Genomic DNA, 23,619 nt, shown 5'->3' with positions numbered 1-23,619 from the left:
CAACAACAACAGCCGATCCGCCGGGCGGCGGAAGCGATCTGGCCGAGTTGAATAAAGGTCGTGCTCATCGGGGTCTTGCTGCTCACGTTGGGGGTGGCCGTGGACGGGGCCCGAAAGCACAAAGGCCGCGTCAGCGGAGTGGCTGATACGCGGCCTCGAAACGAAACTGAGAGGAGTTCAGCTTACGCACACGGCCGGCACAGCGCGGGACAACACGCGCAACAACAGCCAGCGGGCATGAAACGAACGTCCATATTGCGGAATATATCGTTATTTGTCCTCAAGGTCAAACCGTTTGGTTCGCTCCAGTTCTCACTTTGGGCTGTTTCCGGGTCGTCTTTTCGGTTACGGCTTCGTCGAGCAGTCTGGCGATTGCGTCAAAGTCCGGTTGAGGTCCAGTCCACTTCAAGCTGTCCACGTTATCGAGAAGGGGGATGTCGCTCCTGAGGGTGGCGAGGATTCTGAAGAGCAGGGCAAGCTTACGCTCGCGCGACAAAGTGTCAGCCAGAGAAGCCGAGTTCATTACATTCACATGCCAGTCCCGTGCGGATGCCGGAATGGATTCAATGTGGCCGAATTTGGCCAGCACAGAGGCGCTGGACTTTGCTCCCCAGCCGGGAAGACCCGGATAGCCATCAGCGGAATCGCCCACGAGGGCAAGGTAGTCGGGGATCGACTCCGGAGTCACGCCAAACTTGGCGAAGACGCCGGCTTCATCGATGGTGACGCCCGTCCGCCTGACCAACTGCACCACATGCGATCCACGAACGCATTGGCAAAGGTCCTTGTCTGGTGTGCAGATGACAACCTGCTCGACTCGGGGATCCTTCAAGGCGAAGGCACAGGCCGAGGCGAGGGCGTCGTCGGCTTCAAACTCCACCATTGGCCAGACCGTAATGCCGGCTGCGGCGAGCGTTTCCTCCAGGATGGGAAACTGCGAGAGCAGGTCGGGCTCAACGCCCTCGCCGGTCTTGTACCCTGCCCAGAGGTTGTTGCGAAACGACTCGATGACGTGGTCGGTGGCAACGCCGACGTGGGTGACTCCGCCCCGCATCATGCCAAGCAATGATGCCAGGACTCCTCGCACCGCTCCCACTTCGCGGCCCTTTGCGTCCCGAGCCTTCGGGGCGCCGAAGTAGTGGCGAAACAATTCGTAGGTGCCATCAACCAAAAAGACTTTCAACGCGACTCTCCAAGCGACTCAGGCTTGCCGTTGAAATAAGAACGACGCAACTCCGCCAGGCTAAAGGTTATCGTCTGTGTATTGATACCCAAAGAGGGAAGATTGCCGGCACCGGGAATTTCAGCGGGGATTAAGGTTGAAAGTGTTAGGTTCGGTGGTGATGCGGGTGCTTGTGGTCGAGGACGAAGTTCGGCTGGCGCAGAACATTGCGGCGGCGCTGCGCGAGGGGCCGAACTATGCGGTGGACGTTTGCCACGATGGCGAAGAGGCCCTGCTGCTGTGCGATGTGACGAGCTACGATCTCGCGATCCTGGACCTGATGCTGCCGAAGGTGAGGGGGGACCAGTTGTTGCGACGGTTGCGTCGCAACAACCAGGTGATGCCGGTGCTGGTGCTGACGGCGGTAAGCGGGGCGGAGAGCACGATCGAGCTGCTGAACCTGGGCGCGGACGACTACATGACCAAGCCGTTCGACCTGGGCGAGTTGATTGCTCGGGCGCGGGCGCTGATCCGGCGGGGCAAGGGCGTGAAGAACACGACGCTGAAAGTGGGGCCCGTGGTCGTGAGCATCGCCGAGCAGAGAGTGATGGTGGCAGGGAAGGATATCGACCTGTCGCCGACGGAGTATCGGATTCTCGAGTACCTGATGCATCATCCGCGCGCGGTGGTGTCGAAGGAGACGCTGCTGGAGCATCTCTACGACTTCACGTGGGAGCATCACTCGAACGTGATTGAAGCGCATATCTCGAATTTGCGGCGGAAGCTGCGGAATGCGTCGGAACTGGCGGTGGTGGAGACGCTGCGGGGGCGCGGGTACAGGCTGGCCGTGATGGATGAGGCAGTGCGATGAAGCGTAATTCCCTGGTGCGGCGGGCGATTCTCTCGGTGCTGCTGATTGAATTGCTGTGCGCGATGGGGATTCTTTCGACCGCGCTGTGGCATGAGTGGGGCAGCCGCATGCGGTCCCTCGATATCTCGCTGGAGGGGCGCGCGGACTCGCTGATGGGCGCGGTGCAGGATGCCGAGGACCCTGAGGACAATGTCACGGTGAATCCGGAGGAGTTTACGGCTCCGAAGGGGGATTCGTTCGCCGTGTTCAACTCGAGCGGCAAGCTGATCGGGCAATTCGGGGAGGCGTTGCCGGAGCTTCTGACGCTGCAGAAGGACGGCTTTCGCGATGCGCGGCACGGCAACCATCGATTTCGCGTGCTGCAGCGCGAGGCGCTGCGCATTATCGACCGCGATGAGACGCACGGCGTGGGGATCCGGCGGCCGTTCACCGTGGTGTACGCGACGACGACCAATCACCTGTGGCATGAGACGGTGGAGGCCACCCAGTTCTACCTGATGGTGAGCGTGGGGCTGTTACTTGCGACGGCGCTGGTGCTGATATGGCTGCTGCGCCGGCTGCTGTCTCCGCTGGAGCAGCTTGCGGTGAGCGCTTCACAAATCAACACAGATGCGCTGGCGTTTGAGCCGCCGCCTTCTGCGGAGCGCGTGACGGAACTGGTGCCGCTGGTGCAGGCGCTGTCGGCGATGGTGGCGCGTGTGCGGGAGGCGTTCGAGCGGCAGCATCGGTTCATTAATGATGCGGCGCATGAATTGAAGACGGCGGTGGCGGTGGTGCGGTCGTCGATCCAGGTGCTGGACATGCGACCTCGGACGGCGGAGGAGTATCGGCAGGGGTTGGAGGATGTACTCCAAGACAACGAGCGCGTGGAGGGGCTGGTGCGGCAGATGCTGACGCTGGCCAGCTTTGATGATCGCAGTGGCGCGGCCAACGGCGAGTGCAACCTCGCGGAAGAGGTTCGGTCGGCGGCGCACGCGCTGCGCAGCTTTGCCGAGATGCAGGGAGCGACGGTGCGGTGCGCGCTGCACGATACGCAGGTTGGTGTGGCGGCGGATGCAGCTCGGACGCTGGCTTCAAACCTGATTCTGAATGCGCTGCAGCACAGCCCAGCGGGAGCGGAGGTTGTGGTAACAGTCGAGCGTGAGGGGGACCAGGTGCGGCTGGAGGTGCGGGACGCGGGGTCGGGGATTGCGCCGGAGAACCTGGAGCGGGTGTTCGAGCGATTCTTCCGCGAGGATAGTTCGCGATCGCGCGCTACGGGCGGAGCGGGGCTGGGATTGGCGATCTGCAAGAGCATTGTGAATGCCGCGCAGGGGACGATTGAGGCTTCGAGCGAGCTGGGTAAGGGGACGGTGATGCGGGTTGTGCTTCCTACGAGGCTGACCCCTGCGGTGGTGAACGGGTTGGGTGAGGCGGCCACGGAAGACGCTGCTCCGCGCGCACATGGTGTAGTTTAGGGGCGAGTGGACAGCGCATCCGATTCCGCAGATCTGGAGCAGGCAACGGCTGAGGTTCGGCCTCGGGATGTTGTGGCTTCGAGTCTGCGTGACGTGGAGGCGGTGGACGATCTCTATCGGCTGAGCGGGGCGGAGGCGTTCGGCCTGACGCTCGCGGATTTCGCGGTGGCGCTGGACGAGGCGGGACGGAAGAGCAACTTCGGATTGGCGGCCGGCGCGCCGGCGGAAGCTCATCAGAGACAGGCATTTTATCGGGCGCTGCACCTGCGGGAGCTTGCGCTGGCGCGGGCGTGTGCGCTGGGACGCGAGGCGGCGTGGACGCAATTCATGGCGGAGTTTCGGGGGCCGGTGCTGCAGGCGGCGATCGGGATTACGCGGTCAAGCTCGCTGGGTGAGGAGCTGGCGGACTCGCTTTATTCAGAACTGTTCGGATTGACTCAAAGGGACGGCAGGCGGTGGTCGCCGCTGGAGACGTATTCGGGACGCGGGTCGCTGATGGGATGGCTGCGGGCCATGCTGGCGCAGCGGCATGTGAACCATTTCAGGAAGACGCACCGGGAGAGTCCGCTGGAGGATGTGGAGCCGGTGGCGAACGCGGTGGCCGAGCCGCAGCCTGTGCAGGCGACGGAACTGGCCGAGGCGGTAAGCGGGGTTCTGGGCGGTCTGGATGCGGAGGCGCGGTTCTTGCTGTCGGCGTACTATCTGGACCGGAGAACGCTGCTGGAGCTGGGCGGGGTGCTGCGGGTGCATGAGGCCACGGTGAGCCGCAAGCTGAAGCGCGTGACCGAGGAGGTCAGGAAGAAGTTGTTGAAGGCGTTGCAGAATCGGGGGATGAGCCGCCGGGCCGCCGAGGAGGCTTTGGGCGTCGATCCCGGGGATTTGGATTTGAATTTGCGAAAGCTGCTGCAAGCTCCGGGCGATCCGGCGTTCCTCAGGAAGGAAGGAGGACTGTGACGGAGCGGTTCCAGACCGGGGTTCATCCCGATGCCGACCAGATCAGCCTGTTCCTGGAGGGGGCGGCGACTGCGCAGGAGCGCGCGCAGATGCTGGAGCATTTGGCAGGCTGCGCGGCGTGCCGGGAGATGGTGTTCCTGGCGCAGGGGGTGGCAGATCCGGAGCCGGTTGCGGTGCCGGAGGATCGGCGGGTCACTGCGTGGTGGCGGCGCGGGTGGATGCCGTTCGGGCTGGCGGGGGCGGTGCTGGCGTTCGGTTTGGCGCTCATGATCTATGTGCGGCAGCCGGGCGCGCCGGTGGGCGATGGGCAGATGGCGAGGGTGGAGGCGCCGGCGACTGGTCCCGCGAATGCCCCATCGCCGGAGGGAATGCAGAAGGCTCAGCCGACGATTGAGGCGGATCAGGCTAGCAAGGGTGCGGAAGGGATTAAGGCCCGGAAGGCTGCGTCTGGTGGGGGACGGGGTTCGGGTGGTGGATTGGGTGTGGGTGTGCCCGAGGCGGCTCCGGAGGCGCCTCCGACGGTGACGGCGAATGAGCAGGCGCTGGATGCGGCGCGTGGGAATATGGTGCGATTCCAGCAGAATGCGGTTGCGGCTCCGGCTGCGCCGCCGCCTCCTGCCATGGCAGCGCCTGCGCCGGCTGCGGCGGCCGTGGCGGATGCTGGGGCACAGCAGCAGCAGGCGATTGCCGCGAACAAGCCCGCGCAGGGAGGGCCTTCGGCGCAGCAGCAGTATCCAGTTGCGGGGGCTACGTTGACGGGGCGGAATCTTGCGGCGCTTGAGGTTTTGCACGATCAGACGCTGGGCGAAGTGAGCGGCGTGGTGAAGGATGCGAGTGGGGCAGTGATTGGGGGGGCGTCGGTGAGCCTGAATGGGGGGGCGGACAAGGCCGTTCGGGAGGTGGCGACGGGGCTTGATGGGCGGTTCCGGATTACGGATGTGCCGGCGGGGAAGTATGAGCTGCGGGTATCGGCGCGGGGATTCAACACGCGCGTGGAATCGGTGGAGCTGACGGGGAGCCAAGTGGCGAAGCTCGAACCGGTGCTGACTGTGGGTGCGGCTTCGCAGACTGTGACAGTGGAGACGAACAATGCGCCGCTGGATACGGCGGAGGTTTCTGTCGCGAGTCTGCTGCAGGAGGAGAAGCTGCCGGGGGGTGCGGCTGCTGCTGCGCGGGTTTCGGTGGGCGGACGGATGCTCAGCATGGATGGTGCGGGACGTCTCTATCTGAGCCGAGACTCGGGCAAGACCTGGAAGAAGGTCAAGCCGAAGTGGGCGGGGAAGGCGGAGCGGCTCGCGGTTGTGCCTGCGGGTGGCGGGCAGGTGTTCGAAATGACCACCGATGCGGGGACTGTGTGGACCAGCCAAGATGGGAAGCATTGGCGGGTGCGGGCGGACGGGAAACGATGAACTGGGACTGGGGGGAGGGGGAGCTGGCGGCGGGACTCGGGTGCTACCGGAGGGGGGAGTTCTTCGAGGCACATGAGCACTGGGAGCTGGTCTGGCTGAGGTGCGCAGAGCCGGAGAAGACGTTTCTGCAGTCGCTGATTCAGGTGTCCGCGGCCTTTCATCACCTGGGGCGCGGGAATGTGGCGGGGGCGCGGTCGCTGCTGACGCGATCGCTGAGGAGACTGGAGCGGTATCCGGAGCGCTTTGAAGGGGTTGCAGTGAGTGAGCTGAGGCAGAACTTGAGGGATTGGTTGGGGGCGATTGAACAGGGGAGCATGGGTAGCGAGTACCCGAGGATAGTTTAGTTAGCCTTGTGCGGTTTGCGTAGTCGTACTTCAAGTGAAACTTTAAGAGCGTGTTCGGCTTCCCGCCTCGGGCGGCAGTGCGGCGAACAGCAGATTCCCTTCGGGAATGACAGAAAGAAAAGCAAAGGCAAAGACAAAGGCGGCTAGGCGGGGTTGGGTTGGTTTCCAACCCTACGCGCGATGAGGCCGCGCGAAGGATGGGGCACCCTCGGTTCGGGGCTGGGACGCCACCTTCTGGTGATCACGGCGGGTGGTGACTGCTGTCACGGCGGCGGGGGCTGAGTAGCCCCATAATCTGCGGACACGGGCCCGGAGGATGGTCGCGGGCTATCGCTGCGTCCCTGCGCAGGTTGCTGCGCACGTGCGCAGACGCTGCACGCATGCGCAGATGGGGTCGGTTCGGATTGTTCTTCGGTACTCCGATGCTCTGGGCGGAGGAGTGTGCGATGGAACGCAATGGACGCAAGATTGTGATCATTGGCGGCGGCATTGCCGGGCTGTCGGCGGCGGTGTATGCGCTGAAGTGCGGCTACGACGTGGAAGTGCTGGAGATGCACGACATGGCCGGCGGTCTCGCGATGAGCTGGAAGCGTGGCGACTACACCTTCGAGACATGCCTCCACTGGCTGGTGGGGTCGCGACCTGGGGGCGAGTTCCACGAGATGTGGCAGGAGGTCTGCGACATCGAGAAGCTGACGTTTGTGGATCCGGAGGTGTTTGCGCGGATCGAAGACGAGCGCGGCGGCGAGCTGAATCTGTATACGGATCCGGACAGGCTGGAGGCGGAGCTGCTGGCGCATGCGCCGCAGGATGAGGCGCCGATCCGGGCGCTGACGCACGGGATCCGGAGCCTGCGGAAGTTCAAGATTGTGGAGCCGTCGCGGGGGTTGGCGGGGAACTGGCGGGGCATGCTGCAGGATGTTCCGATCTTTCCGCTGCTGTCGCGGCTGACGAAGATGAGCGGGAAGGAGTACGGGAGCCGGTTCTCGGATTCGATGCTGCGGAATTTCTTCTCGATGGGGGATGTGGGCAAGCTGCCGGCAATTGCGATGGTGCTGTCGCTGGCATGGATGGGCGCGGGAAATGCGGGGTATTGCATCGGCGGGTCGCAGGCGCTGATCCGGTTGATCGAGGAGAAGATTGCGGCACTCGGCGGAAAGATCCGGTACAAGGCGCGGGTGCGCCGTGTGCTGGTGGAGAGCGATACGGCGGTGGGCGTGCAACTGGCGAACGGGGAACTGGTCCGGGGGGATTGGGTGGTCTCGGCGGCGGATGGGCACACGACGGTGTTCGAGCTGCTGGGGGGAAGGTACATCGATCCCGTGACGCAGAAGCAGTATCAGCAGGGCGAGACCTTCGCGTCGTATCTGCAGGTATCGCTGGGTGTGGCGCGGGACTTGAGCGGCGAGCCGCCGATGGTGTCGCGGATTCTGGAGATACCGATCGTGGTGGATCCGGAGACGACGGTGGAGCACCTGGGGTTCCGGTTCTTCCACTTCGACCCGACGTTTGCACCGGTGGGTAAGACGGCGGTGACGTGCATTCTTCCGACGCGGAATTTCCGGTATTGGAACGAACTGCGGCGGAATGCTCCGATGGCGTACTACTCGGCGAAGAACCGAATTGCGGAGACGGTGATCGGGGTTCTGGAGCGGCGGATGCCGGGAATTCGGGCCGCGGTGGAGACGGTTGACGTGTCGACTCCGGCGACGGTGATGCGCTACACGGGGAACTGGTGCGGGAGCCAGGAGGGGTGGCTGTTCAAGCCGGGCGACGGGATGCGGATGCTGCCGAACCATCTGCCGGGGCTGAAGCAGTTCATGATGGTGGGGCAATGGATCATGCCGGGGGGTGGGCTGCCTTCGGGGCCGATGACGGCGCGGCCGACGGTGAAGGCGATCTGCCGGGCGGATCGGGTGAGGTTCGATGTGGCGGCAGAGACGCCTGTGCATGAGGAGGAGGCGGTCGGGGTGTGATCGGCTCCTGATGTGGTTTCACAGGGCTGGGGCCGGGGTGGAGTTGAGTCACGGCGAAAGAGACGCGTCTTTCTGCGGCGGTGCTGTGATCCTGTAGCTCACACCGATAGGTGACTCCGGTCACTGTCTTCATGCAGGAGAAGTGCTGTAATCGCGCGCGGATCTCCGGGTATGTTGCTCGTGCGTTAAGGACGACCGATTCGAGCGTCGGAGAGATGACGCCGGACGGTGCGAGATTCCGGTTCCCCACGCCTGCGAAGGCGCGAAGATTTTCCCCTTAAATCTGCAAAGAGATTCGTTATCGACGAGTCCGCCACGAGACCAGTGCTCGAGCCCGGAGATACATTGCCGGCGGGCGAAGCAGCCTTCTCGCCTGCGGTGCAGCGTGATCTGCCGCTGGTTTTGATCAACAGCCGGCGGGACGCGAACTCGAACTGAACGAAAGGAGAATCGCGATGTTAACTGAAGCCATTCACGCCTCTGCCTCGATGGCAGCAGCAACCAATATTGTGGGCACCTGGGATGGGCACGTTGCATGGGGCGACTCCGGTCCTGGGGTGAGCAATGCGACGACACAGTGGACCTTCAATCCGGACGGGACCTGGACCTATCAATTCGGCGGAGGGCGCTGGATTCAGGTGGAGGGTCTTGTGGCGTGGAACTTCAACAAATATCCAACCCTGATCTACACGGCGAATGTGACCCGGAATGCGCTGGACGGCATTATGGGATACGCGGCCGCTGGATCGAATCCCGGCACCGGAAGCTTTTTCGCGGTGCGCAAGGAAGCAGGGGCTGCCGCTAAGGCCAGAGTGCCGGCGGCGGGCCATGATCTGAGCGTCGGACCGCATTCGTAGCGGTGGGCGTTCAATCCACCCTGAGTGCTGCTGCGCAAAGCTGCGCGTCGGGCTCTTGATCCAGGAGCATTCCATGCGCGTCGGGATTTCTCGTTGCGCTGGAATGCTGCCTGGCGTTGGACGTTCGCTGAGTTGGGCTGCTCATATCCGCAGGATGATCGCTCATCGAGAGCGAATACTGATTGTAGGATTGCCTCACCTGCTGGCTTGCTGTAGTCTGTACCTGCATCAAGAATTGGGTTCGGTTCGACCCATGCCAACCTGCCTTCCCGGGCAAGGTGGTCGCGAAATGCGGATGCGGTCCTGATAGGGCAACCAAGCGGGCATACCCTCCGCTCGGAGGGTTTTCGTTTTGGCCTGACAGGGCACCAATTTTGCTAACTCGCGTGAGGTCCGGATCCATTCTCAGGCTGGTCGCCTGCCATGTGGAAGCTGACCGAGGGGGATTTGTTCCAGATTGCCGCCCCTGCCCTGAGGGCGAATGCGGCTAAAGAGGAGCGTAGATGTCTGAGCAATCCGAATCAAAAAAGCATTTCACAGCGGCTGAACTTTTCAAAGCTTTTCAACAGGACGGAAGCGAGAAGCTGAAGGAATTACTGGGCCAGATGGATCACTGTGAAGAGATAGTTGTCGGCTCTGATGTGCTGGCAAGCATGAGCGACATTGAGAAGAATGAACTTTTCCACCAACTGTTGAAGAGCAGAAGAACCTTTATCTGGGATGGTCTGAGGCACGTCTACGACTGGAATCCAGGCCCGGTTTGTATTAGCTACTCCGAGTTGCCAGAGAAACTAAGGGCCCGTTTAAGGAAGTGACGCAAGGTTGCGTTCCCCTTTGGGACGGGACTTTTGCCGCTAGTGATCAGTTAACTCGCTGGCGGGCGGCAAAGGTCCCAATCGAGAGAGCTCGAGTCACCGAAGAATCTGGAGGAGCAAATGCCGAAGAAAGCACGGACGCGGCCCAAAGCTGCGCAAACTACTCTGACCGAAACGGAGCAAAACAAGCGGTTCGATCCGGTTGCGATGGAAGCTGAAGCGAAGCGTATGGTTCGGGAAGGGACGATGCCCTCGAGGGAGCAAATGGAGGCGGCTCTGGAGCGCATTCGGCGGGAGTTCGCGCCCAAGATACTGAAGGCGAGGGAACGGGATCAGAGGGAGAAGTGACCGGAGCGCATGGTCCTCAGGACGATAGCTTGAGGGGAGAAGCAACAGCGGGTTCTTCGCCTGTGGCTCAGAATGACAAAGTTGTGGGGGGTGCGGGTTTGTGGTGGGATTTGGTGGGCGGTCAGGGACTCGAACCCCGGACCTCCTGCGTGTGAAGCAGGCGCTCTAACCAGCTGAGCTAACCGCCCAATTGTGAACCCGACGTGATTTAGAGTAACACTTGCAGGGCGACAGGGCCAAGTTGCAGGGACAAAGGGACAAGGGGCAGAGGGACAAGGGAATAGGGAGTAGGGAATAGGGACAGGCAAGGACCTGCCCGAGGGTTATTCACGGAACGTATGTTGTTTCGGTTCAGGCGAATGCGGGCGGCGGCGGACTTCCTTCCGGAGGGCGGGGCGGGGGTGCGTGCGTTCGGCGTGACCGATGGGCCCGCTGCGGGCGGTGGCTCGGTTGCCGCTGGCGCTATGGCTGGATTATTTGCCAAGATGCTGGCGCGGTCGCGGGCGGATGGCGATGCTGAGAACCGGCCGCTGGGAGCCTCTGGCGGCGGTGCGGCGAGGCCGGCGGGAAGACGGTTTGGCGGGGATGACGAGGAGCCGGATTCGAGCCTGGATGACGATTCGGAAGTTGCGGAAAAGGCGCAACAAAATGAGGACTCCGGGGTTGAAGAGGATATGGCAACCCTGGTGCTGGACAATGCGGCGTTAGGAACGGGGCCGGGACTCGCTGGAGCGGGTCCGCAACCGAGCCAGGAACCGCATGTGGCGGGAGCGGCAGCGGCCGATCCGAACAGCGATGCGGCGATCATGCTGCGGGTGGCGGCAGGGGATGAGGCGGGGTTCAACTACCTGGTCGGAAAATACCACCGGGCGATGATTAATTTCCTCTACCGGATGGTGCACAATCAGGCAGTTGCCGAGGAGCTGGCGCAGGAGGTTTTCCTGCGGGTTTACCGGAGCCGCGAGAGCTACCGCGCCGAGGCGAAGTTTACGACGTGGCTTTATCGGATTGCCACGAATCTCGCGGTGAACAACGCGCGGGATACGAAGCACGAACGGGCGGCACAGAACGTATACCTGGACGTGCCGGATGAAGAGACGGGCACGACGCCGGAGGTGGCGGACGACCGGCCTTCGGTGGAGCAGTCGCTGTTGAAGGACGAACGGATGGCCGCGATTCGCAAGCACGTGATGGCACTGCCGGAGAGGCAGCGGACCGCGGTGCTGATGCACAAGTACCAGGGGCTCGATTATCGGCAGATTGGGGAAGTGCTGAAACTGAGCGAGTCGGCGACGAAGTCACTGCTGTTTCGGGCGTATCAAACGCTGCGGGAAAAGTTGAAGGAATTCGTTTGAGGGAATTTCGTCTAAGAAGGCAAAAGGGAATTGAGGCCGGGGGACGGCCACAAAGCTGGGGTGGTTGAGATGGAACGGAACACGACGATCTGCGCGGGAATGGAGACGAGGCTGGCGGACCTGCTGCTCGATCCTGAGACTGTGCCTGCCGCGGTGAAAACGCATGTCAGCGAGTGTGACGGTTGCCGCCGCGAACTCGAGGAACTGCGCGCCACGATGGGGCTGATGGATGCCTGGGAGGCTCCGGAGCCGAATCCGTACTTCATGACCAGGTTTCAGGCGCGGCTTCGGGAAGAGCAACTAGCGAAGCCGGCGGGGTGGCTGGAGAGGATGCGGGCACGTTTCATGATGCAGCCGCATAGGCTGCATGCGCGTCCGTTGGCGGCGATGGCGATGACGGTGCTGCTGCTGGTGGGCGGCGGTGCGTACCTGGATTTCTACTGGCAGTCGACTCCGGCGGATCCGCATGCGGCGGTGGTGCACGATCTGCAGACACTGGATAACAATGCGCAACTGCTTGATCAGCTGGAGACGATTTCAGCGCCGGATGATAACGGGGACACGGTGCAGCAGTAAAGCAGGGAACAGGGAACAGGGAACAGGGAACAGAAAAGCAAAGACGAGGTGGAGGCGATGAAGGGGTTGGTTAAGGCGAGCGAGTTGCGCCGGGCGGGGATTACCGCCGTGGTTGCAGCGGCGTTGTGCCTGCCGGCCGGGTGGGCGCAGAACCATAAGCAGAGCCCGCCGCCATCGCATCCGCAGCCTCAACACAATTCGGCTCCGCCGCCGCGGGCGCAGAGCCATCCGGAGTCGCCGGCGCGGAATCAGCATAGCTACACGCCGCCGCCGAGTTCGCAGGTGCGGCCGCCGAATACACAGCCGCGGCCTACGAATGTTCCGCCGAGGCCGACGAACGCGCCGCCGCAGTACACGCAGCCGCGGACACCGCCTCCGAATCAGTTCAATCAGCGGCCGACGAGTCCGAGTCAGTTCAATCAACCGCCGCAAGGGCAGCACTTCATTGCGCCGTCGAATACGCGGCCGGTGTATCCGGGATATCGCGCGCCGGCAACTGCGCCACCGGGGCATCTGCAGAACTGGCTGGATCAGCACCGCAATGTGCCGGTGGCGAACCAGGAGAGGATGCTGCGGAGCGATCCGAGCTTCAAGCAGCTTCCGCAGGGCGAGCAGCAGCGGCTGGTGCAGCAACTGCAGCACGTGGACAACATGAGCGAGCAGCAGCGGGAACGGCGGCTGGCCAGGGCGGAGAACCTGGAAAGGCTGTCGCCCGAGGAGCGGCTGAAGGTGAATCACTCGGCGCAGGAGTGGCGGACGCTGCCTCAGGATCGGCAGTCGATCATGCGGAATGCGTTTCGGGATTTGCGGTCGGTGCCGCCGGATCAGAGGTCGATTGTGCTGAACTCCGCACGATACCAGGGGCAGTTCTCGCCGCAGGAGCGAAATATCCTGAGCGACATGCTGCGGGTGGAGCCGTATGAGGCGCCGAGGTGATAAGAGCAGGGAATAGGGAATAGGGAATAGAAAAGCAGGGCTTAGGGGTTAGGGTTTAGGGATTAGATGGGGCGCAATCCGCTGACGCGGATTGCGCCCTTTGTTTTGTTCTAGGTGCTCAACGAGTCAGGCCGCTACGGGGGTGCTGGCTTCGGTTAGGCGCTGAATGCTGGCTGGGTCGAGCTTGAGATTGGCGGCGGAGACGAGATCGTCGAGGTGCTTGTCGCTGGTCGCGCTGGCGATGGGAGCCGTGATGCCGGGCTGAGCGAGGAGCCACGCCAGGGCTACCTGGGCGGGTGTGGCCTTGTGCTGGCTGGCGACTTCATCCAGTGCATCTACAACAGCATAGCCCTGATCGTTGAAGTACTTCTTTACCATTCCGGCGCGGGCTGACTGGGTCTCGGAGTCGCGGCGGTACTTGCCGGTGAGGAATCCCGCGGCTAGGGAGAAGTAGGGGATCACGCCGAGTTGGTATTTCTGGACGACGGGGAGCAGGTCGGACTCGAAGTTGTGGCGCTCGACGAGGTTGTAGTGGGGCTGGAGCGAGGTGTACTCGGCGAGGCCGTTTTTGCGGCTGGTTTCGACGGCTTCGGAGAGGCGCGCGCCGGAGTAGTTGGAGGCGCCGATGTAGCGGACCTTTCCGGCTTTGACGAGCTTGTCGAAGGCGCCGAGGGTCTCCTCGAGAGGGGTGGAGGGGTCGTCCTGGTGTGCCTGGTAGAGGTCGATGTAGTCGGTCTGGAGGCGGCGGAGGGAGTCGTCGACTGCCTGGGCGATGTAGCGGGGGTTGAGTCCTTTCTTGCCTTCACCCATCTCCATGCCGACCTTGGTGGCGAGGATAACGTCTTTGCGACGGCCGGAGCGGGCGAACCATTTGCCGAGGATGGTTTCGGACTCGCCGCCCTGGTGGCCGGGGGCCCAGCGGGAGTAGACGTCGGCGGTGTCGATGAAGGTAAGGCCGGAGGAGACGGCGCGATCGAGCTGGTTGAGGCTGTCGGCTTCGGAGACGGTCCAGCCGAAGACGTTGCCGCCGAGGCAGATGATGGGAACTTCAGGGCCGTTGTGGCCGAGCTTTCTGGTCTGCATGAGGGTGCTCCTTGACGGAGGTGAGATGCGGTCCGGAGGTGGGCGGATTCCGGCACCTTCGGTGCGGCCACCGCACCTTCGGCGCCATTCTCGGCTGGGTTGGGTTCGTGGTTTCCCACCCTGTCGACAGAAAAAGTCGACAGGATGGGGCACGAGAGCTTTGTGGTGGAACGCGCCGGGCGAACAGCAGATTCCCTGTGGGAATGACAGAAAGAAAAGCAAAGGCAAAAGCAGAAGCCCTCGATTGTTAGGCTCTAGGTATGCGGAGATTTGTGGCGAGCACAGAGTGTGCGGATTCGACGCCAAATGAGCGGATGGGTGCGTGAGCGATCGCAAGTCGCATATTGAGGCGATTGGGCTGGCGATTGCCGGGTTCACCTTCTGGGTGCTGACGGACACCACGATGAAGGTGGTGGGGAGGTCACGTCTTTCGCCGCTGGAGATTTTGTTCTTTCTGGGCGTGGTGATGTGCCTGACGCTGGCGGCGTGGGCGGGGCTGCACGGGAACTTGAAGACTCTGCGGCCGAGGCAGCCGAAGCGGCAGTTGGTGCGGTCGTGCCTGGACCTGGTGAACAATCTCTGCGTGGTGATTGCGCTGCGGCATGTGTCGCTGACGCTGTTCTACATTCTGGTGTTCACGTCGCCGATGGTGATTACGTTTCTGGCGGTGATTGTGCTGGGGGAGAATCGGGAGCCGCGCAAGATCTTTGCGATTGTGGCCGGGTTTGCGGGGGTGGTGGTGGCGCTCGATCCGTGGGGCGGGAATGCACCAGGGGACTGGATCGGATATGCGGCGTGCATGACGTGCGTGGCGTGCTTCAGCGTGAACATGGTGTGGTCGCGGGTGCTGACGCAGACCGAGTCACCGGAGAGCCTGGCGTTTTTTTCGGGCATGATCATGACGGTGAGCGGCGGGATTGCGATGCTGGTGCATGCTGAGCCGATTGGCGGGCGGCTGCTGGCGCAACTGGTGATGATGGGCGTGTTCTGCGCGGCAGGGACGCTGTGTTTCTATACGGCGGTGAAGCATACGTCGGCGTCGAATGTGTCGCAGTATCACTACACGCAGTTGCTGACGGGGGCGGTGATGTCGTATGCGCTGTGGCGGGAGCTGCCGACGGTGTGGATGGTGGCGGGGAGTGTGCTGATTGTGAGCTCAGGACTCTATATTGCGTGGCTGGCGGCGCGGAGCGGGGCCAAGGCGGATGGGGTGTTTGAGCATCCGGTGTAGGTTTCCTGAAGGAACTGCGTCGGGAAACCACCATTGCACAATGCGAGACATCTAAGTAGCTGGCGTTGAGTCTACGCATTCCTGGGGAACAACATGCGCATTGGGTCGGTAGCTCTTGTGCTGTCTTCCGCTGTAGCTCTTTCCCTCCTGACTTCCTGCTCAAGCGTAACTCTCGGTTCGAATCAGGGTGGTGGCTCGAGTCCGATCCCCGAGAAAAAGACGCCGGTGATCACGTGGGCGACGCCAGCGGCGATCACTAACCCCGCGCCGCTCACTTCTGCGCAGTTGAATGCGAGCGCCGACGTGGCGGGGACGTTCGCATATTCGCCGGCCGCCGGGACGGTGCTGAGTGCCGGAACCCAGACGATCTCGACTATCTTTACTCCGACGGACGCGGCGGACTACAGGACTGTAACTGCGACGGTTTCTCTCGTCGTGAATCCCGCGCCGGTAGATCCCGGCGGGGGAGGCTCTGCGTGCAACAGTGGACGATCGAATGGAGTCGCTTCGTTCGTTTATGTCTCTACCGGCGATCAACAGGACACCAATTACCAGATCTATGGGTTTGCCGTCGGCGAGGATAGTTCGTTGACGGCGGTTCCAGGCTCTCAGTTCGCTACGGAGGGAGTGGCTCCGCTGGGCACTGTGGGCAGGGGATCGAACCTGTTCGGAGCGGATAGCTACAAGATCTACTCGTATGCGATTCATTCGGATGGCTGCATCAGCGAGGTAAGCTCGCTGGTGGCGGGCCAACCGGCGGGCACCGGGATTGCGGGGCAACCGATCTATTCCGGCCCGACGTCTTTGTTCTTCGATCCGAAGTACGAGGATCTTTACAGCAGTGTGTTCGTTCCTTCGGAGGAGGGCTATTACGCCAGCTTCAGTTTCGATGGGAATACCGGACAGGTCGCACCGATCAATGCCACGGCGACCAACCCGGCTAGCGAGTACCCGCTTACGATTGCATCGAACGACCGATACGCGGTGAGCGCCACCTGTTATTACCGGGTGGGGCCACAGATCTCGGAGTTCAAGAGAGAGGACAATGGTGCGCTGAAGTACGTCGGATCTGGACTTTTTCCTGAGCCTGCTGTCGGCAGTCATTACTGCCCGCAGGGTGTTGCGGCGGATCGTTCGAATCACATTGTGATTCAGGTGCGGCCCTATACAGACTGTGGAGGGCCATTCTGCGATCCAAGCGGGCCTTGGCAATTCGCGATCTACACGGTTGATGATGCCGGCACACTCAGCACAAACAGCACGTGGAAGAACATGGCGAACAATGGATTTCCGGTGACTCAAAACGGGGTCACGTTCGGGTTTTCACCGGACGGGAAATACTTCGAAGCCAATGACGGCGCAGAGATACAACTGTTCGCGTGGGACGGGGAGAATAGCGTTCTCACTCCAATGGGGAAGATCAGCGGCGGGAGCTCGTGCACGAGCAGCGATTGTTCGGGGCCGCAGTTCGGCAGCATCGCATGGGACGGGGAGCGTATCTATGCGGTTCTGGGGGATCGACTGCTGGTGTACTTGCTCAAGCCTTCCGGAGTAGAATCGGCGCCGGGGTCACCGTATGCGGTGCCGCATGCGGCGTCGGTATCGGTGGTGACGCCGATGGCGAATTGAGTCGCGCAAAACTAGGCGGGGTCGACTTCGTATTCGCACCTTCGCGCGATGAATATCACTTCACCTTGGTCAGGTGGATTCGGCGGTAGATGGTGGAGTCGGGGAGCGAGAGGGTGCCCACCATCTTGTCGTCGTGGATGACGAAGCGGAACACTCCGTTGGGTGTGTTGCTCTGGAGGATGTGGGTGCTCGCGTCGTATCGGAAAACCAACGGCCCCATCGATACTTCTTTGTCCTTTACCAGCTTGCTGCCGTCGCCGGAGAACCAGCCCGGGCGGGCGGCGATTGCGGTGAAGCGATAGATGTTGGTTTCGTCGCGGCAGGGACTGTTTTTGAAGGTGCATTCGGAGTTTCCGCGCCACGTGCCGATGATTTCGGGTTGCGCGCTGGGATTCTGAGGCTTGCACGCTGGAGTGAGTGCGAGAGCCAGGAGCGCGAGCAGGGGTGTAGTGGTGAATCGAGTCATAGTGCAGGGCAATCATATCGCGGTCTCTGGCCTTGCTCGGAAGCAGCCGCAGATCGGTTCATTATCCAAGCGACCTGCGATGATACGATGTATCTACAGGCGGGAAAACAGCGGCCGGGAGGTATTGGCGATGCGCGCACAGATTCTGAAGTGGGGGAACAGCCTGGCGGTACGGATTCCTAAGCCGATTGCCGAGCAGGCGAGTTTGAGCGAGGGTGATCCAATAGAGATCGAGGTCTCTGGGCAGGGCTCTCTGCAACTGCATCGCGGCGGGAAGATCCCGACCCTCGCCCAACTGGTTGCGCAGATTACTCCAGAGAATCGCTATGAGGAGATCGGCACCGGTCCGGAGTTCGGCAAGGAAGCGGTGGAGTGGTGAAGCCGTATGTTCCTGACGCCGGCGACATCGTGATGCTGGACTTCGATCCTCAGGTTGGGCGCGAACAGGCGAAGCGGCGTCCGGCGCTGGTGCTTACGGATGTGCGGTATAACCGGGCGAGTGGGCTCGCCGTTGTGTGCCCGCTGACTAGTAAGCGCAAGCCATATCCGTTCGCTCTGCCGATCAATGTGGGTGGAGTTGAGGGCGCGGTGCTGGCCGACCAGCTCAAGAGCCTGGATTGGGCCGGGCGTCACGCGGACTTCCACTCGAAGGTGGCGCCGGCAATGCTAACCAAAGTACGGCAGTATGTTGCGGTGTTGCTGGCGATTCCTGTGAAGCCGTGATTGGGCGACGAGAAGGCCATATTTCGGTCGCTCGCCTAGAGCTATTGCCGAGCCATACCTCTTGGATATAGGTTTGCATCTCGCCTTCGTATTCTGAGCCCGTGCTAAACGACTACAAAATCGCACTCTTACTCGCGCGGATCGCGCACGAGCTGGAATCGTACGCGGCTCTGGAAGATCGCTCTCACCGTGTGCATTCCAAGCCGGACTTCATCGAAGTCGGACGGACGGCCTTTGAACTCGTGAACCGTCACGGCCGGAACGCCTGCCGGTATGCAGCGAATCTGGCAGCGGAAGCCCTCTCTGAGGGGAAAAGTGACGAGGCAGCGTTTTGGAAGGCTGTGGCGGAGCACCTTCAACCGCGAGGGAGTCAAGTGGCGGGGGTAAGCATCGCTCCAATTGAGCCACGTGGTTTCAGCTCTGACCCTGAAGGGCAATGCCAGGAGCCAGATTATGTAACAGGATGGTGCAGGATCCTAATGCGATACGCAGAAATGTTTGAAAGCGAATCGAAGGAACTTACGGCGCAGCATCGCCAAGAACTACATCGCATGATCTTCGGAGGAATGGGGAGCTTCTCGGATTTTCAGTTGGACGTTCGAATCTTCGGTGACCGAGCGAGGGAAGCTAATGAGCGTTTGCAGGTCTTGAGGACAGAGCTCGACTCCGTTTTCAGGGTTTCGATGATCGCCGAGGAAAAGCCAAAACTGTGAAAACTGCCCTCTGATGCCTCAATGCGCTCAGCTGCTGTAGTCAGTGTTCGCGGAGCCAGGTGGCGGGGATGGTGATGACCTTCTTCTGGCGGATGTCGCGGGAGGATGCGGCAATCTGGATTTCGTAGTCGCCGGGGTCGGTGGTCCAGGATTTGGTGGCGGGGTCCCAGTAGGAGAAGGCGGAGCGGTCGAGGCGGAAGTGGGCCCACTTGGTTTCGCCGGGCTGGAGCATGACGCGCTGGAAGCCTTTGAGCTCGTGCGTGGGGCGGTCGATCTTGGGCTTGTTCTCCTTTACATAGAGCTGGACGACTTCAGCTCCGGCGCGGGTGCCGGTGTTCTGGATGCTGACGTCAACGACCACATTGAGGGTGCGGCCTGAGCTCGTGCTGGTGAGGTGGGGGACCGCGCCCATGTTGTCGTACTGGAAGGTTGTGTAGCTGAGGCCGTAGCCGAAGGGGAAGGCGGGCTCGACCTTCTTGCTGTCATAGTAGCGGTAGCCGACGTAGATGCCTTCGTCGTAGGCGACCTGGAGATTCTCGCCGGGGTAGTGGCCGTAGGTGGGGTTGTCCTCGTAGCGCTTGGGGAGTGAGACGGGCAGCTTGCCGGAGGGATTGGCTTCGCCGAAGAGGACCGCGGCGAGGGCGTTGCCGCCTTCCTGGCCGCCGTACCACATGTCGAGCAGGGCGGGTGTTTTGTCGAGCCAGCTCATGGTGACGGGGTTGCCGGTGTTGAGCACGACGATGGTGTGGGGATTGGCCTTCTCGACGGCTTCAATGAGGGCGTTCTGTCCGGCGGGCAGATCCATTGTGGCGACGTCAAAGCCTTCGCCTTCGTTCTTATTGTAGCGGCCGACGACGACGATGGCGACGTCAGCGTGGGAGGCGGCTTCGGCGGCCTGGGCGAGATCTTTGGCGCGGGCTTCTGGGGTGTCGTGGGTGGGATCTTCGCCGTCCATGCCGACGCCGAGGGCGTAAGTGACCGTGGCGCTGCCGGCCTTCTCCTTGATGCCGTCGAGCGGGGCTACGGCCTGTTTGGGACGGACGAGCGAGGAGCCTCCACCGCCGGTGCGGGCGACGGCGGCGTTGGGGCCGATGACGGCGATGGAGTGGATCTTGGTGGTGTCGAGGGGGAGCAGGTTGGCGTCGTTCTTAAGGAGGACGATGCCTTCTGTTGCCCCTTGAAGGGCGATCGCGCGCTGCTCGGGTGTGTCGACTTCACCGCCGCCGGGGTGGGGGTGGTCGAAGAGGCCGCTGACGAAGATGACGCGGAGCATGCGGGTGACGTTGTCGTTGATCTGCGCCTCAGTGATGTGGCCAGCGGTGAGCTCGGCTTTGACTTTGTCGGGTACGAGCCAGAGGTCGCTGTTGCCGTTGGTCAGGGTCTGCGGACGGGCCATCATGGCCTTGGCTGGCTCGCCGCCGGGCATTTCGAGCGACATGCCGGCGTTGACGGTGGGCGCGGTGGAGTAGGTGGAGCCCCAGTCGGAGATGACGAAGCCCTGGAAACCGAACTCGCGCTGAAGGACATCGCGAACGAGCGGAATGTTTTCGGCCATGTGCGCGCCGTTGACGAGCTGGTAGGCGGACATGACGTTCCAGACGCCGCCCTGCTGCACTCCAGCTTTGAAGGCGGGCAGGTAGATTTCGTGGAGGGCGCGCTCGCTGATGGTTTCGTTGATGCGGTGGCGCTCGAACTCCTCGTTATTGGCGACGAAGTGCTTGAGGCTGGGGATGACGCCTTCGCCCTGCACGCCGCGGATGTAGGCGACGCCGAGCTTGCCGGAGAGATAGGGGTCCTCGCCGTAGCCTTCGAAGTTGCGTCCCCAGAGCGGCTGGCGGTTGATGTTGACGGTGGGGCCGAGGATCATGTCGCGGCCGAGGGCTTTGGTCTCCTGGGCGATGGCCTGGCCTTCCTTCTGGACGAGGGGGGCGTCCCAGGTGGCGCCCATGCAGACGCCGGAGGGGAAGGAGGTGGATTCAATCTTGGTGGGCGCGTTGGACGCGGAGGTCATAGCGGAGCTGCCGAGCCAGGAGCGAACGCCCATGGGGCCGTCGGCCATTTTGATGGCGGGGATGCCGAGGCGCGCGACGGGCATGGATTCCATCCAACCGGAGCCGGCGAGCATGGAGATTTTCTCGTCGAGGGTCATGCGGGAGAGCAGATCGGAAACGCGCTGCTCGACGGGGAGGGCGGCGTTTTTGTAGGGGGCGTCGGGCGGGACGGGAGGGGGTGGGGGGGCCTGGGCCTGAGGTGGCGCGGTCTGCGTGGTGGGCGGAAGAGCCGGAGTGGGCTGGGGGGCCTGCGAGAAGAGCGGGGATGAAACGAGCAGGCCAAAAAAGGCAAAACAGGACAGCGTGGACCTTGTCATGGGCAGGCTCCGTGCATGCGGAAGGTGGGCCACCAAACTGGGGCAATCGTAGACGATGTGCTTGGGGGGCCGCAAATGCACCTGCGGTGCGGCCACTGCGGCTTCGCCGCCATTCTCGCTGGGTGGGCTTCAGTGGTTTCCGCCCTGTCGCCCGCAACCATCCATCGACGAAGACCTGTCGATGGGCCCCCCGGCGAGGTGACAGGATGGAGCACGGGAGAGCTCAGGTCCGTCGAGGGCCGGAATCGAACTAGTCGGTCGTGGCCACCAAGCTGACAGCGGCGCGACGGCGGTCGAGGAAGCTGCGGACGGCGGGGTCGTGTTCGAGGGCGATGGCGCGCTCGAAGGCCTGGGTGGCTTCGGAGGGGTGGCCGGTGCGGGCGAGCAGGTCGGCGCGGGCGGCCCAGTAGGGCTGGTAATCGAGAAGGCGGGGGTCGGCGGCGAGGTCGTCAAGGGTGTGGAGTGCGGCCTGGGGGCCGGTTTCGGGGCCGATGGCGACTTCAGCGAGGGCGAGGGCGCGGTTGAGCGCGGCAACCGGCGAGCCGGTGATAGCGAAGAGCGCGTTGTAGAGGGTGAGGATGGCGGGCCAGTTGGTGACGCCGGTGCGATGACGCTCGACATGCGCCGACTGGATGGCCGCCTCAAGCTGGTAGCGACCGATGCGGCCGGAGCGGCTGGCGTGGAGGAGGGCGGCCTCGGCGTGGTCGATCATGCGCGTGTCCCAGAGGGCGGTGTTCTGGTCGCGGAGGGGGACGAACTCGCCGGCGGGATTGCGGCGGGCGGCGCGGCGGGCTTCGGCGTAGAGCATGAGGGCGAGGAGGCCGAAGGCTTCGGGTTCGGAAGGCAGCAGGTCCGTGACGATGCGGCAGAGGTAGATGGCTTCTTCGGCGAGTTCGCGGCGCGCGGGGTCGGTTCCGGCTGGGTCCTGCCAGCCCTCGGAGAAGGCGGCGTAGATGGCGTCGAGGACGGCTTCGAGGCGCTCGGGCATCTGCTCCCGTTCGGGGATGTGGAAGGGAATTCCGGCCTGCCGGATTTTGGTTTTGGCGCGGACCAGGCGCTGGCTCATGGCGGCGGGCGACATGAGGAAGGCCGATGCGATCTGCGCGGCTTCAAGGCCGAGGACTACCTGGAGCATGAGCGGCGCGCGGATGGAGGCTTCGATGGCCGGGTGGGCACAGGCAAAGAGCAGGCCGAGGCGGCGATCGGGGATCGCGCCGGAGGCGGCTTCGTCGAGGGAGGCGGCGATGGTGTCGAGCTCGTCCGGGCCGGCTTCGGGCTGTTGACGGCGAGTTTGATCGATGAGCTTGCGACGGGCGACGGTGAGCAGCCAGGCATCGGGGTTTTGCGGGCAGCCCTGCGTGGGCCACGTCTGGAGCGCGGAGGCGAAGGCTTCGGAGAGCGCGTCTTCTGCCGCGGCTACGTTGCCCGAGCGGGCGGCGAGCCACGCTACCAGTTTGCTGTAGCTGTGGCGGGCGGCGGCTTCGGCAGTTTGGTAGACGTGGGCGGTCTCGGGAGTCATGGACTCGTCAGGTGGTCAGGTGGTCAGGTGATCAGGTGGCCTGGGGCTGGATGGGCTGCCACCTGATCGCTGGGATTTATCGAGTGGCGACTGTCGCCTCGTGAGCGCCAGAGTACACCTGGGGCGTTTCGGTCGGCCAGATGGCGCGCACTTCAATGGAGCCGTGGTGGGCGCCGGGGCACTTGGCGGCCCAGGAGAGGGCGGCGTCGAGATCGGGGGCCTCGATGAGGAAGTAGCCGCCGAGGGACTCTTTGGAGTCGATGAAGGGGCCATCGAGGACCTGGAGCTTGTTGTTGGTGGTGCGGATGGTGGTTGCGGTGGTGGCGGGGCGCAGGCGGTTGGAGCCGACCAGAACTCCGGACGACTCGAGCGCATCGCGGTAGGCGCGGTAGGCTGCGTAGCCCTGTTGCTGCTGCTCAGGGGACATGGCGGCCCAGGCGGATTCGTCGGAGTAAAGCATGAGGAGATATTGCATGGGGAAACCTCGTTGTTTGGGATTGTAGGCGTTTCAAGCGCCTTTACTCCCATGACGGGCGGAGAGGGCTGCAATCGACATGGACTGACAGGAAGTTTTTCGAGCCGGGGTGCTGGTCGGGTTGCCTGTACAGTCAGGCGTGCTCTCTAAGACGAATCTTACCGTTAAGTCATTGAATTGAAATGGAGACGGGCGTTCTCTCCCTCAAAAAAGACAGGTTACCGCCCGGGTGCCCGGCTCGCAATGGGGTATGGAGGACAGCCAGTTTTCGGTATCCTAGGAGGGACGGCCCGTTCGTTTGGCCCCAATGGCAGATTTCGATAGGGGTAGCAGACCCCGCCCGGCCAGAGCC

At 62.8% G+C, this 23,619-nt stretch carries 23 protein-coding genes, 1 tRNA gene, 1 pseudogene and 1 riboswitch; of the genes and pseudogenes, 17 read left to right on the top strand and 8 right to left on the bottom strand.

Annotated features, from left to right (window positions below; genetic code table 11):
* Positions 1-286: 286 nt before the first annotated feature.
* The gene (locus MOP44_RS25260) at positions 287-1,183 is read right to left on the bottom strand and encodes a 5'-3' exonuclease (RefSeq protein ID WP_260793307.1); all 897 of its coding nucleotides are present in this window, start codon (positions 1,181-1,183) and stop codon (positions 287-289) included.
* A 142-nt stretch (positions 1,184-1,325) separates the two neighbouring features.
* Here MOP44_RS25260 and MOP44_RS25255 point away from each other — a divergent pair, with 142 nt between their 5' ends.
* The 9 genes from MOP44_RS25255 to MOP44_RS25215 all read left to right on the top strand — a co-directional run bounded on the left by MOP44_RS25255 (position 1,326) and on the right by MOP44_RS25215 (position 10,193).
* A complete protein-coding gene (locus MOP44_RS25255; protein WP_313901080.1) occupies positions 1,326-2,033 on the top strand; it encodes a response regulator transcription factor in 708 nt (235 codons plus the stop codon).
* Positions 2,030-3,490 (top strand): sensor histidine kinase, encoded by a 1,461-nt coding sequence (locus MOP44_RS25250; protein WP_260793305.1) that lies wholly within the window; start codon positions 2,030-2,032, stop codon positions 3,488-3,490. Before MOP44_RS25255 ends, MOP44_RS25250 begins: the two co-directional genes overlap by 4 nt.
* Positions 3,491-3,496: 6 nt before the next feature.
* Positions 3,497-4,444 (top strand): sigma-70 family RNA polymerase sigma factor, encoded by a 948-nt coding sequence (locus MOP44_RS25245; RefSeq protein ID WP_260793303.1) that lies wholly within the window; start codon positions 3,497-3,499, stop codon positions 4,442-4,444.
* The gene (locus MOP44_RS25240) at positions 4,441-5,853 is read left to right on the top strand and encodes a carboxypeptidase regulatory-like domain-containing protein (RefSeq protein WP_260793301.1); all 1,413 of its coding nucleotides are present in this window, start codon (positions 4,441-4,443) and stop codon (positions 5,851-5,853) included. The genes MOP44_RS25245 and MOP44_RS25240 overlap by 4 nt, the downstream gene beginning before the upstream one ends.
* Entirely contained in the window at positions 5,850-6,197 is a 348-nt protein-coding gene (locus MOP44_RS25235) for a DUF309 domain-containing protein (protein WP_260793299.1), read from the top strand. The genes MOP44_RS25240 and MOP44_RS25235 overlap by 4 nt, the downstream gene beginning before the upstream one ends.
* A 446-nt stretch (positions 6,198-6,643) precedes the next feature.
* Positions 6,644-8,173, top strand: a complete 1,530-nt coding sequence (locus MOP44_RS25230) for a phytoene desaturase family protein (RefSeq protein WP_260793297.1) — start codon at positions 6,644-6,646, stop codon at positions 8,171-8,173.
* A gap of 455 nt (positions 8,174-8,628) precedes the next feature.
* The gene (locus MOP44_RS25225) at positions 8,629-9,030 is read left to right on the top strand and encodes a hypothetical protein (RefSeq protein ID WP_260793295.1); all 402 of its coding nucleotides are present in this window, start codon (positions 8,629-8,631) and stop codon (positions 9,028-9,030) included.
* 220 nt (positions 9,031-9,250) lie between these two features.
* Positions 9,251-9,359: riboswitch (SAM-I-IV-variant riboswitch) on the top strand.
* Positions 9,360-9,533: 174 nt separating this feature from the next.
* Complete coding sequence (locus tag MOP44_RS25220) at positions 9,534-9,845, top strand: hypothetical protein (protein WP_260793293.1); 312 nt, start codon at positions 9,534-9,536, stop codon at positions 9,843-9,845.
* Positions 9,846-9,965: 120 nt separating this feature from the next.
* Positions 9,966-10,193 (top strand): hypothetical protein, encoded by a 228-nt coding sequence (locus tag MOP44_RS25215; protein WP_260793292.1) that lies wholly within the window; start codon positions 9,966-9,968, stop codon positions 10,191-10,193.
* Between the two features lie 111 nt (positions 10,194-10,304).
* Here the strand turns inward: MOP44_RS25215 and MOP44_RS25210 are convergent.
* Positions 10,305-10,381 (bottom strand) — tRNA-Val (locus MOP44_RS25210).
* Positions 10,382-10,552: 171 nt separating this feature from the next.
* Between MOP44_RS25210 and MOP44_RS25205 the strand changes: the two genes are divergently transcribed.
* From MOP44_RS25205 to MOP44_RS25195, 3 genes are all read left to right on the top strand, one after another.
* The gene (locus MOP44_RS25205; RefSeq protein WP_260793290.1) at positions 10,553-11,548 is read left to right on the top strand and encodes an RNA polymerase sigma factor; all 996 of its coding nucleotides are present in this window, start codon (positions 10,553-10,555) and stop codon (positions 11,546-11,548) included.
* 69 nt (positions 11,549-11,617) lie between these two features.
* Entirely contained in the window at positions 11,618-12,124 is a 507-nt protein-coding gene (locus MOP44_RS25200) for an anti-sigma factor (RefSeq protein ID WP_260793288.1), read from the top strand.
* Between the two features lie 57 nt (positions 12,125-12,181).
* Positions 12,182-13,060: a DUF3106 domain-containing protein gene (locus MOP44_RS25195; RefSeq protein ID WP_260793286.1), complete on the top strand. Its 879-nt coding sequence runs from the start codon at positions 12,182-12,184 to the stop codon at positions 13,058-13,060.
* A 126-nt stretch (positions 13,061-13,186) separates the two neighbouring features.
* On the opposite strand, the gene MOP44_RS25190 is transcribed toward MOP44_RS25195, so the two are convergent.
* On the bottom strand, positions 13,187-14,143 hold the full coding sequence (locus MOP44_RS25190; RefSeq protein ID WP_260793284.1) for an aldo/keto reductase: 957 nt from the start codon (positions 14,141-14,143) through the stop codon (positions 13,187-13,189).
* A gap of 322 nt (positions 14,144-14,465) precedes the next feature.
* Between MOP44_RS25190 and MOP44_RS25185 the strand changes: the two genes are divergently transcribed.
* Together MOP44_RS25185 and MOP44_RS25180 are read left to right on the top strand one after the other, a co-directional pair.
* Positions 14,466-15,374, top strand: a complete 909-nt coding sequence (locus MOP44_RS25185) for a DMT family transporter (RefSeq protein WP_260793282.1) — start codon at positions 14,466-14,468, stop codon at positions 15,372-15,374.
* Between the two features lie 93 nt (positions 15,375-15,467).
* Positions 15,468-17,003 carry a lactonase family protein gene (locus MOP44_RS25180; RefSeq protein ID WP_260793281.1) on the top strand — a complete coding sequence of 512 codons (1,536 nt, stop codon included), beginning with the start codon at positions 15,468-15,470 and terminating at the stop codon, positions 17,001-17,003.
* Positions 17,004-17,058: 55 nt separating this feature from the next.
* On the opposite strand, the gene MOP44_RS25175 is transcribed toward MOP44_RS25180, so the two are convergent.
* Positions 17,059-17,469, bottom strand: a complete 411-nt coding sequence (locus MOP44_RS25175) for a hypothetical protein (RefSeq protein WP_260793279.1) — start codon at positions 17,467-17,469, stop codon at positions 17,059-17,061.
* Positions 17,470-17,599: 130 nt separating this feature from the next.
* Between MOP44_RS25175 and MOP44_RS25170 the strand changes: the two genes are divergently transcribed.
* From MOP44_RS25170 to MOP44_RS25160, 3 genes are all read left to right on the top strand, one after another.
* Positions 17,600-17,848, top strand: coding sequence for an AbrB/MazE/SpoVT family DNA-binding domain-containing protein (locus MOP44_RS25170; protein ID WP_260793277.1), 249 nt, complete (start codon positions 17,600-17,602; stop codon positions 17,846-17,848).
* A complete protein-coding gene (locus MOP44_RS25165) occupies positions 17,842-18,192 on the top strand; it encodes a type II toxin-antitoxin system PemK/MazF family toxin (RefSeq protein ID WP_260793275.1) in 351 nt (116 codons plus the stop codon). Before MOP44_RS25170 ends, MOP44_RS25165 begins: the two co-directional genes overlap by 7 nt.
* 101 nt (positions 18,193-18,293) lie before the next feature.
* A complete protein-coding gene (locus MOP44_RS25160; RefSeq protein ID WP_260793273.1) occupies positions 18,294-18,905 on the top strand; it encodes a DUF6966 domain-containing protein in 612 nt (203 codons plus the stop codon).
* Positions 18,906-18,945: 40 nt separating this feature from the next.
* Here MOP44_RS25160 and MOP44_RS25155 read toward each other — a convergent pair whose 3' ends face one another.
* From MOP44_RS25155 to MOP44_RS25140, 4 genes and pseudogenes are all read right to left on the bottom strand, one after another.
* Positions 18,946-21,273 (bottom strand): glycoside hydrolase family 3 C-terminal domain-containing protein, encoded by a 2,328-nt coding sequence (locus MOP44_RS25155; RefSeq protein ID WP_260793272.1) that lies wholly within the window; start codon positions 21,271-21,273, stop codon positions 18,946-18,948.
* Between the two features lie 250 nt (positions 21,274-21,523).
* Positions 21,524-22,408, bottom strand: coding sequence for an RNA polymerase sigma factor (locus MOP44_RS25150; RefSeq protein ID WP_260796728.1), 885 nt, complete (start codon positions 22,406-22,408; stop codon positions 21,524-21,526).
* Between the two features lie 201 nt (positions 22,409-22,609).
* Positions 22,610-22,792, bottom strand: a pseudogene (locus MOP44_RS25145) (hypothetical protein); the annotation flags it as partial.
* A 76-nt stretch (positions 22,793-22,868) separates the two neighbouring features.
* Positions 22,869-23,267 carry a YciI family protein gene (locus MOP44_RS25140; RefSeq protein WP_260793270.1) on the bottom strand — a complete coding sequence of 133 codons (399 nt, stop codon included), beginning with the start codon at positions 23,265-23,267 and terminating at the stop codon, positions 22,869-22,871.
* Positions 23,268-23,619: the final 352 nt, after the last annotated feature.

The organism is Occallatibacter riparius (assembly GCF_025264625.1).
GTDB lineage: Bacteria > Acidobacteriota > Terriglobia > Terriglobales > Acidobacteriaceae > Telmatobacter > Telmatobacter riparius.
Note: the sequence above shows the minus strand (reverse complement) of the source record. Positions and strands in the feature narration are given on the sequence as shown.

Coding starts and splice junctions, on each gene's coding strand:
- MOP44_RS25250 (WP_260793305.1), top strand. CDS start 2,030: ATGAAGCGTAATTCCCTGGTGCGGCGGGCGATTCTCTCGGTGCTGCTG.
- MOP44_RS25235 (WP_260793299.1), top strand. CDS start 5,850: ATGAACTGGGACTGGGGGGAGGGGGAGCTGGCGGCGGGACTCGGGTGC.
- MOP44_RS25230 (WP_260793297.1), top strand. CDS start 6,644: ATGGAACGCAATGGACGCAAGATTGTGATCATTGGCGGCGGCATTGCC.
- MOP44_RS25225 (WP_260793295.1), top strand. CDS start 8,629: ATGTTAACTGAAGCCATTCACGCCTCTGCCTCGATGGCAGCAGCAACC.
- MOP44_RS25220 (WP_260793293.1), top strand. CDS start 9,534: ATGTCTGAGCAATCCGAATCAAAAAAGCATTTCACAGCGGCTGAACTT.
- MOP44_RS25215 (WP_260793292.1), top strand. CDS start 9,966: ATGCCGAAGAAAGCACGGACGCGGCCCAAAGCTGCGCAAACTACTCTG.
- MOP44_RS25205 (WP_260793290.1), top strand. CDS start 10,553: ATGCGGGCGGCGGCGGACTTCCTTCCGGAGGGCGGGGCGGGGGTGCGT.
- MOP44_RS25200 (WP_260793288.1), top strand. CDS start 11,618: ATGGAACGGAACACGACGATCTGCGCGGGAATGGAGACGAGGCTGGCG.
- MOP44_RS25195 (WP_260793286.1), top strand. CDS start 12,182: ATGAAGGGGTTGGTTAAGGCGAGCGAGTTGCGCCGGGCGGGGATTACC.
- MOP44_RS25190 (WP_260793284.1), bottom strand. CDS start 14,143: ATGCAGACCAGAAAGCTCGGCCACAACGGCCCTGAAGTTCCCATCATC.
- MOP44_RS25180 (WP_260793281.1), top strand. CDS start 15,468: ATGCGCATTGGGTCGGTAGCTCTTGTGCTGTCTTCCGCTGTAGCTCTT.
- MOP44_RS25175 (WP_260793279.1), bottom strand. CDS start 17,469: ATGACTCGATTCACCACTACACCCCTGCTCGCGCTCCTGGCTCTCGCA.
- MOP44_RS25170 (WP_260793277.1), top strand. CDS start 17,600: ATGCGCGCACAGATTCTGAAGTGGGGGAACAGCCTGGCGGTACGGATT.
- MOP44_RS25155 (WP_260793272.1), bottom strand. CDS start 21,273: ATGACAAGGTCCACGCTGTCCTGTTTTGCCTTTTTTGGCCTGCTCGTT.
- MOP44_RS25150 (WP_260796728.1), bottom strand. CDS start 22,408: ATGCTCCAGGTAGTCCTCGGCCTTGAAGCCGCGCAGATCGCATCGGCC.
- MOP44_RS25140 (WP_260793270.1), bottom strand. CDS start 23,267: ATGCAATATCTCCTCATGCTTTACTCCGACGAATCCGCCTGGGCCGCC.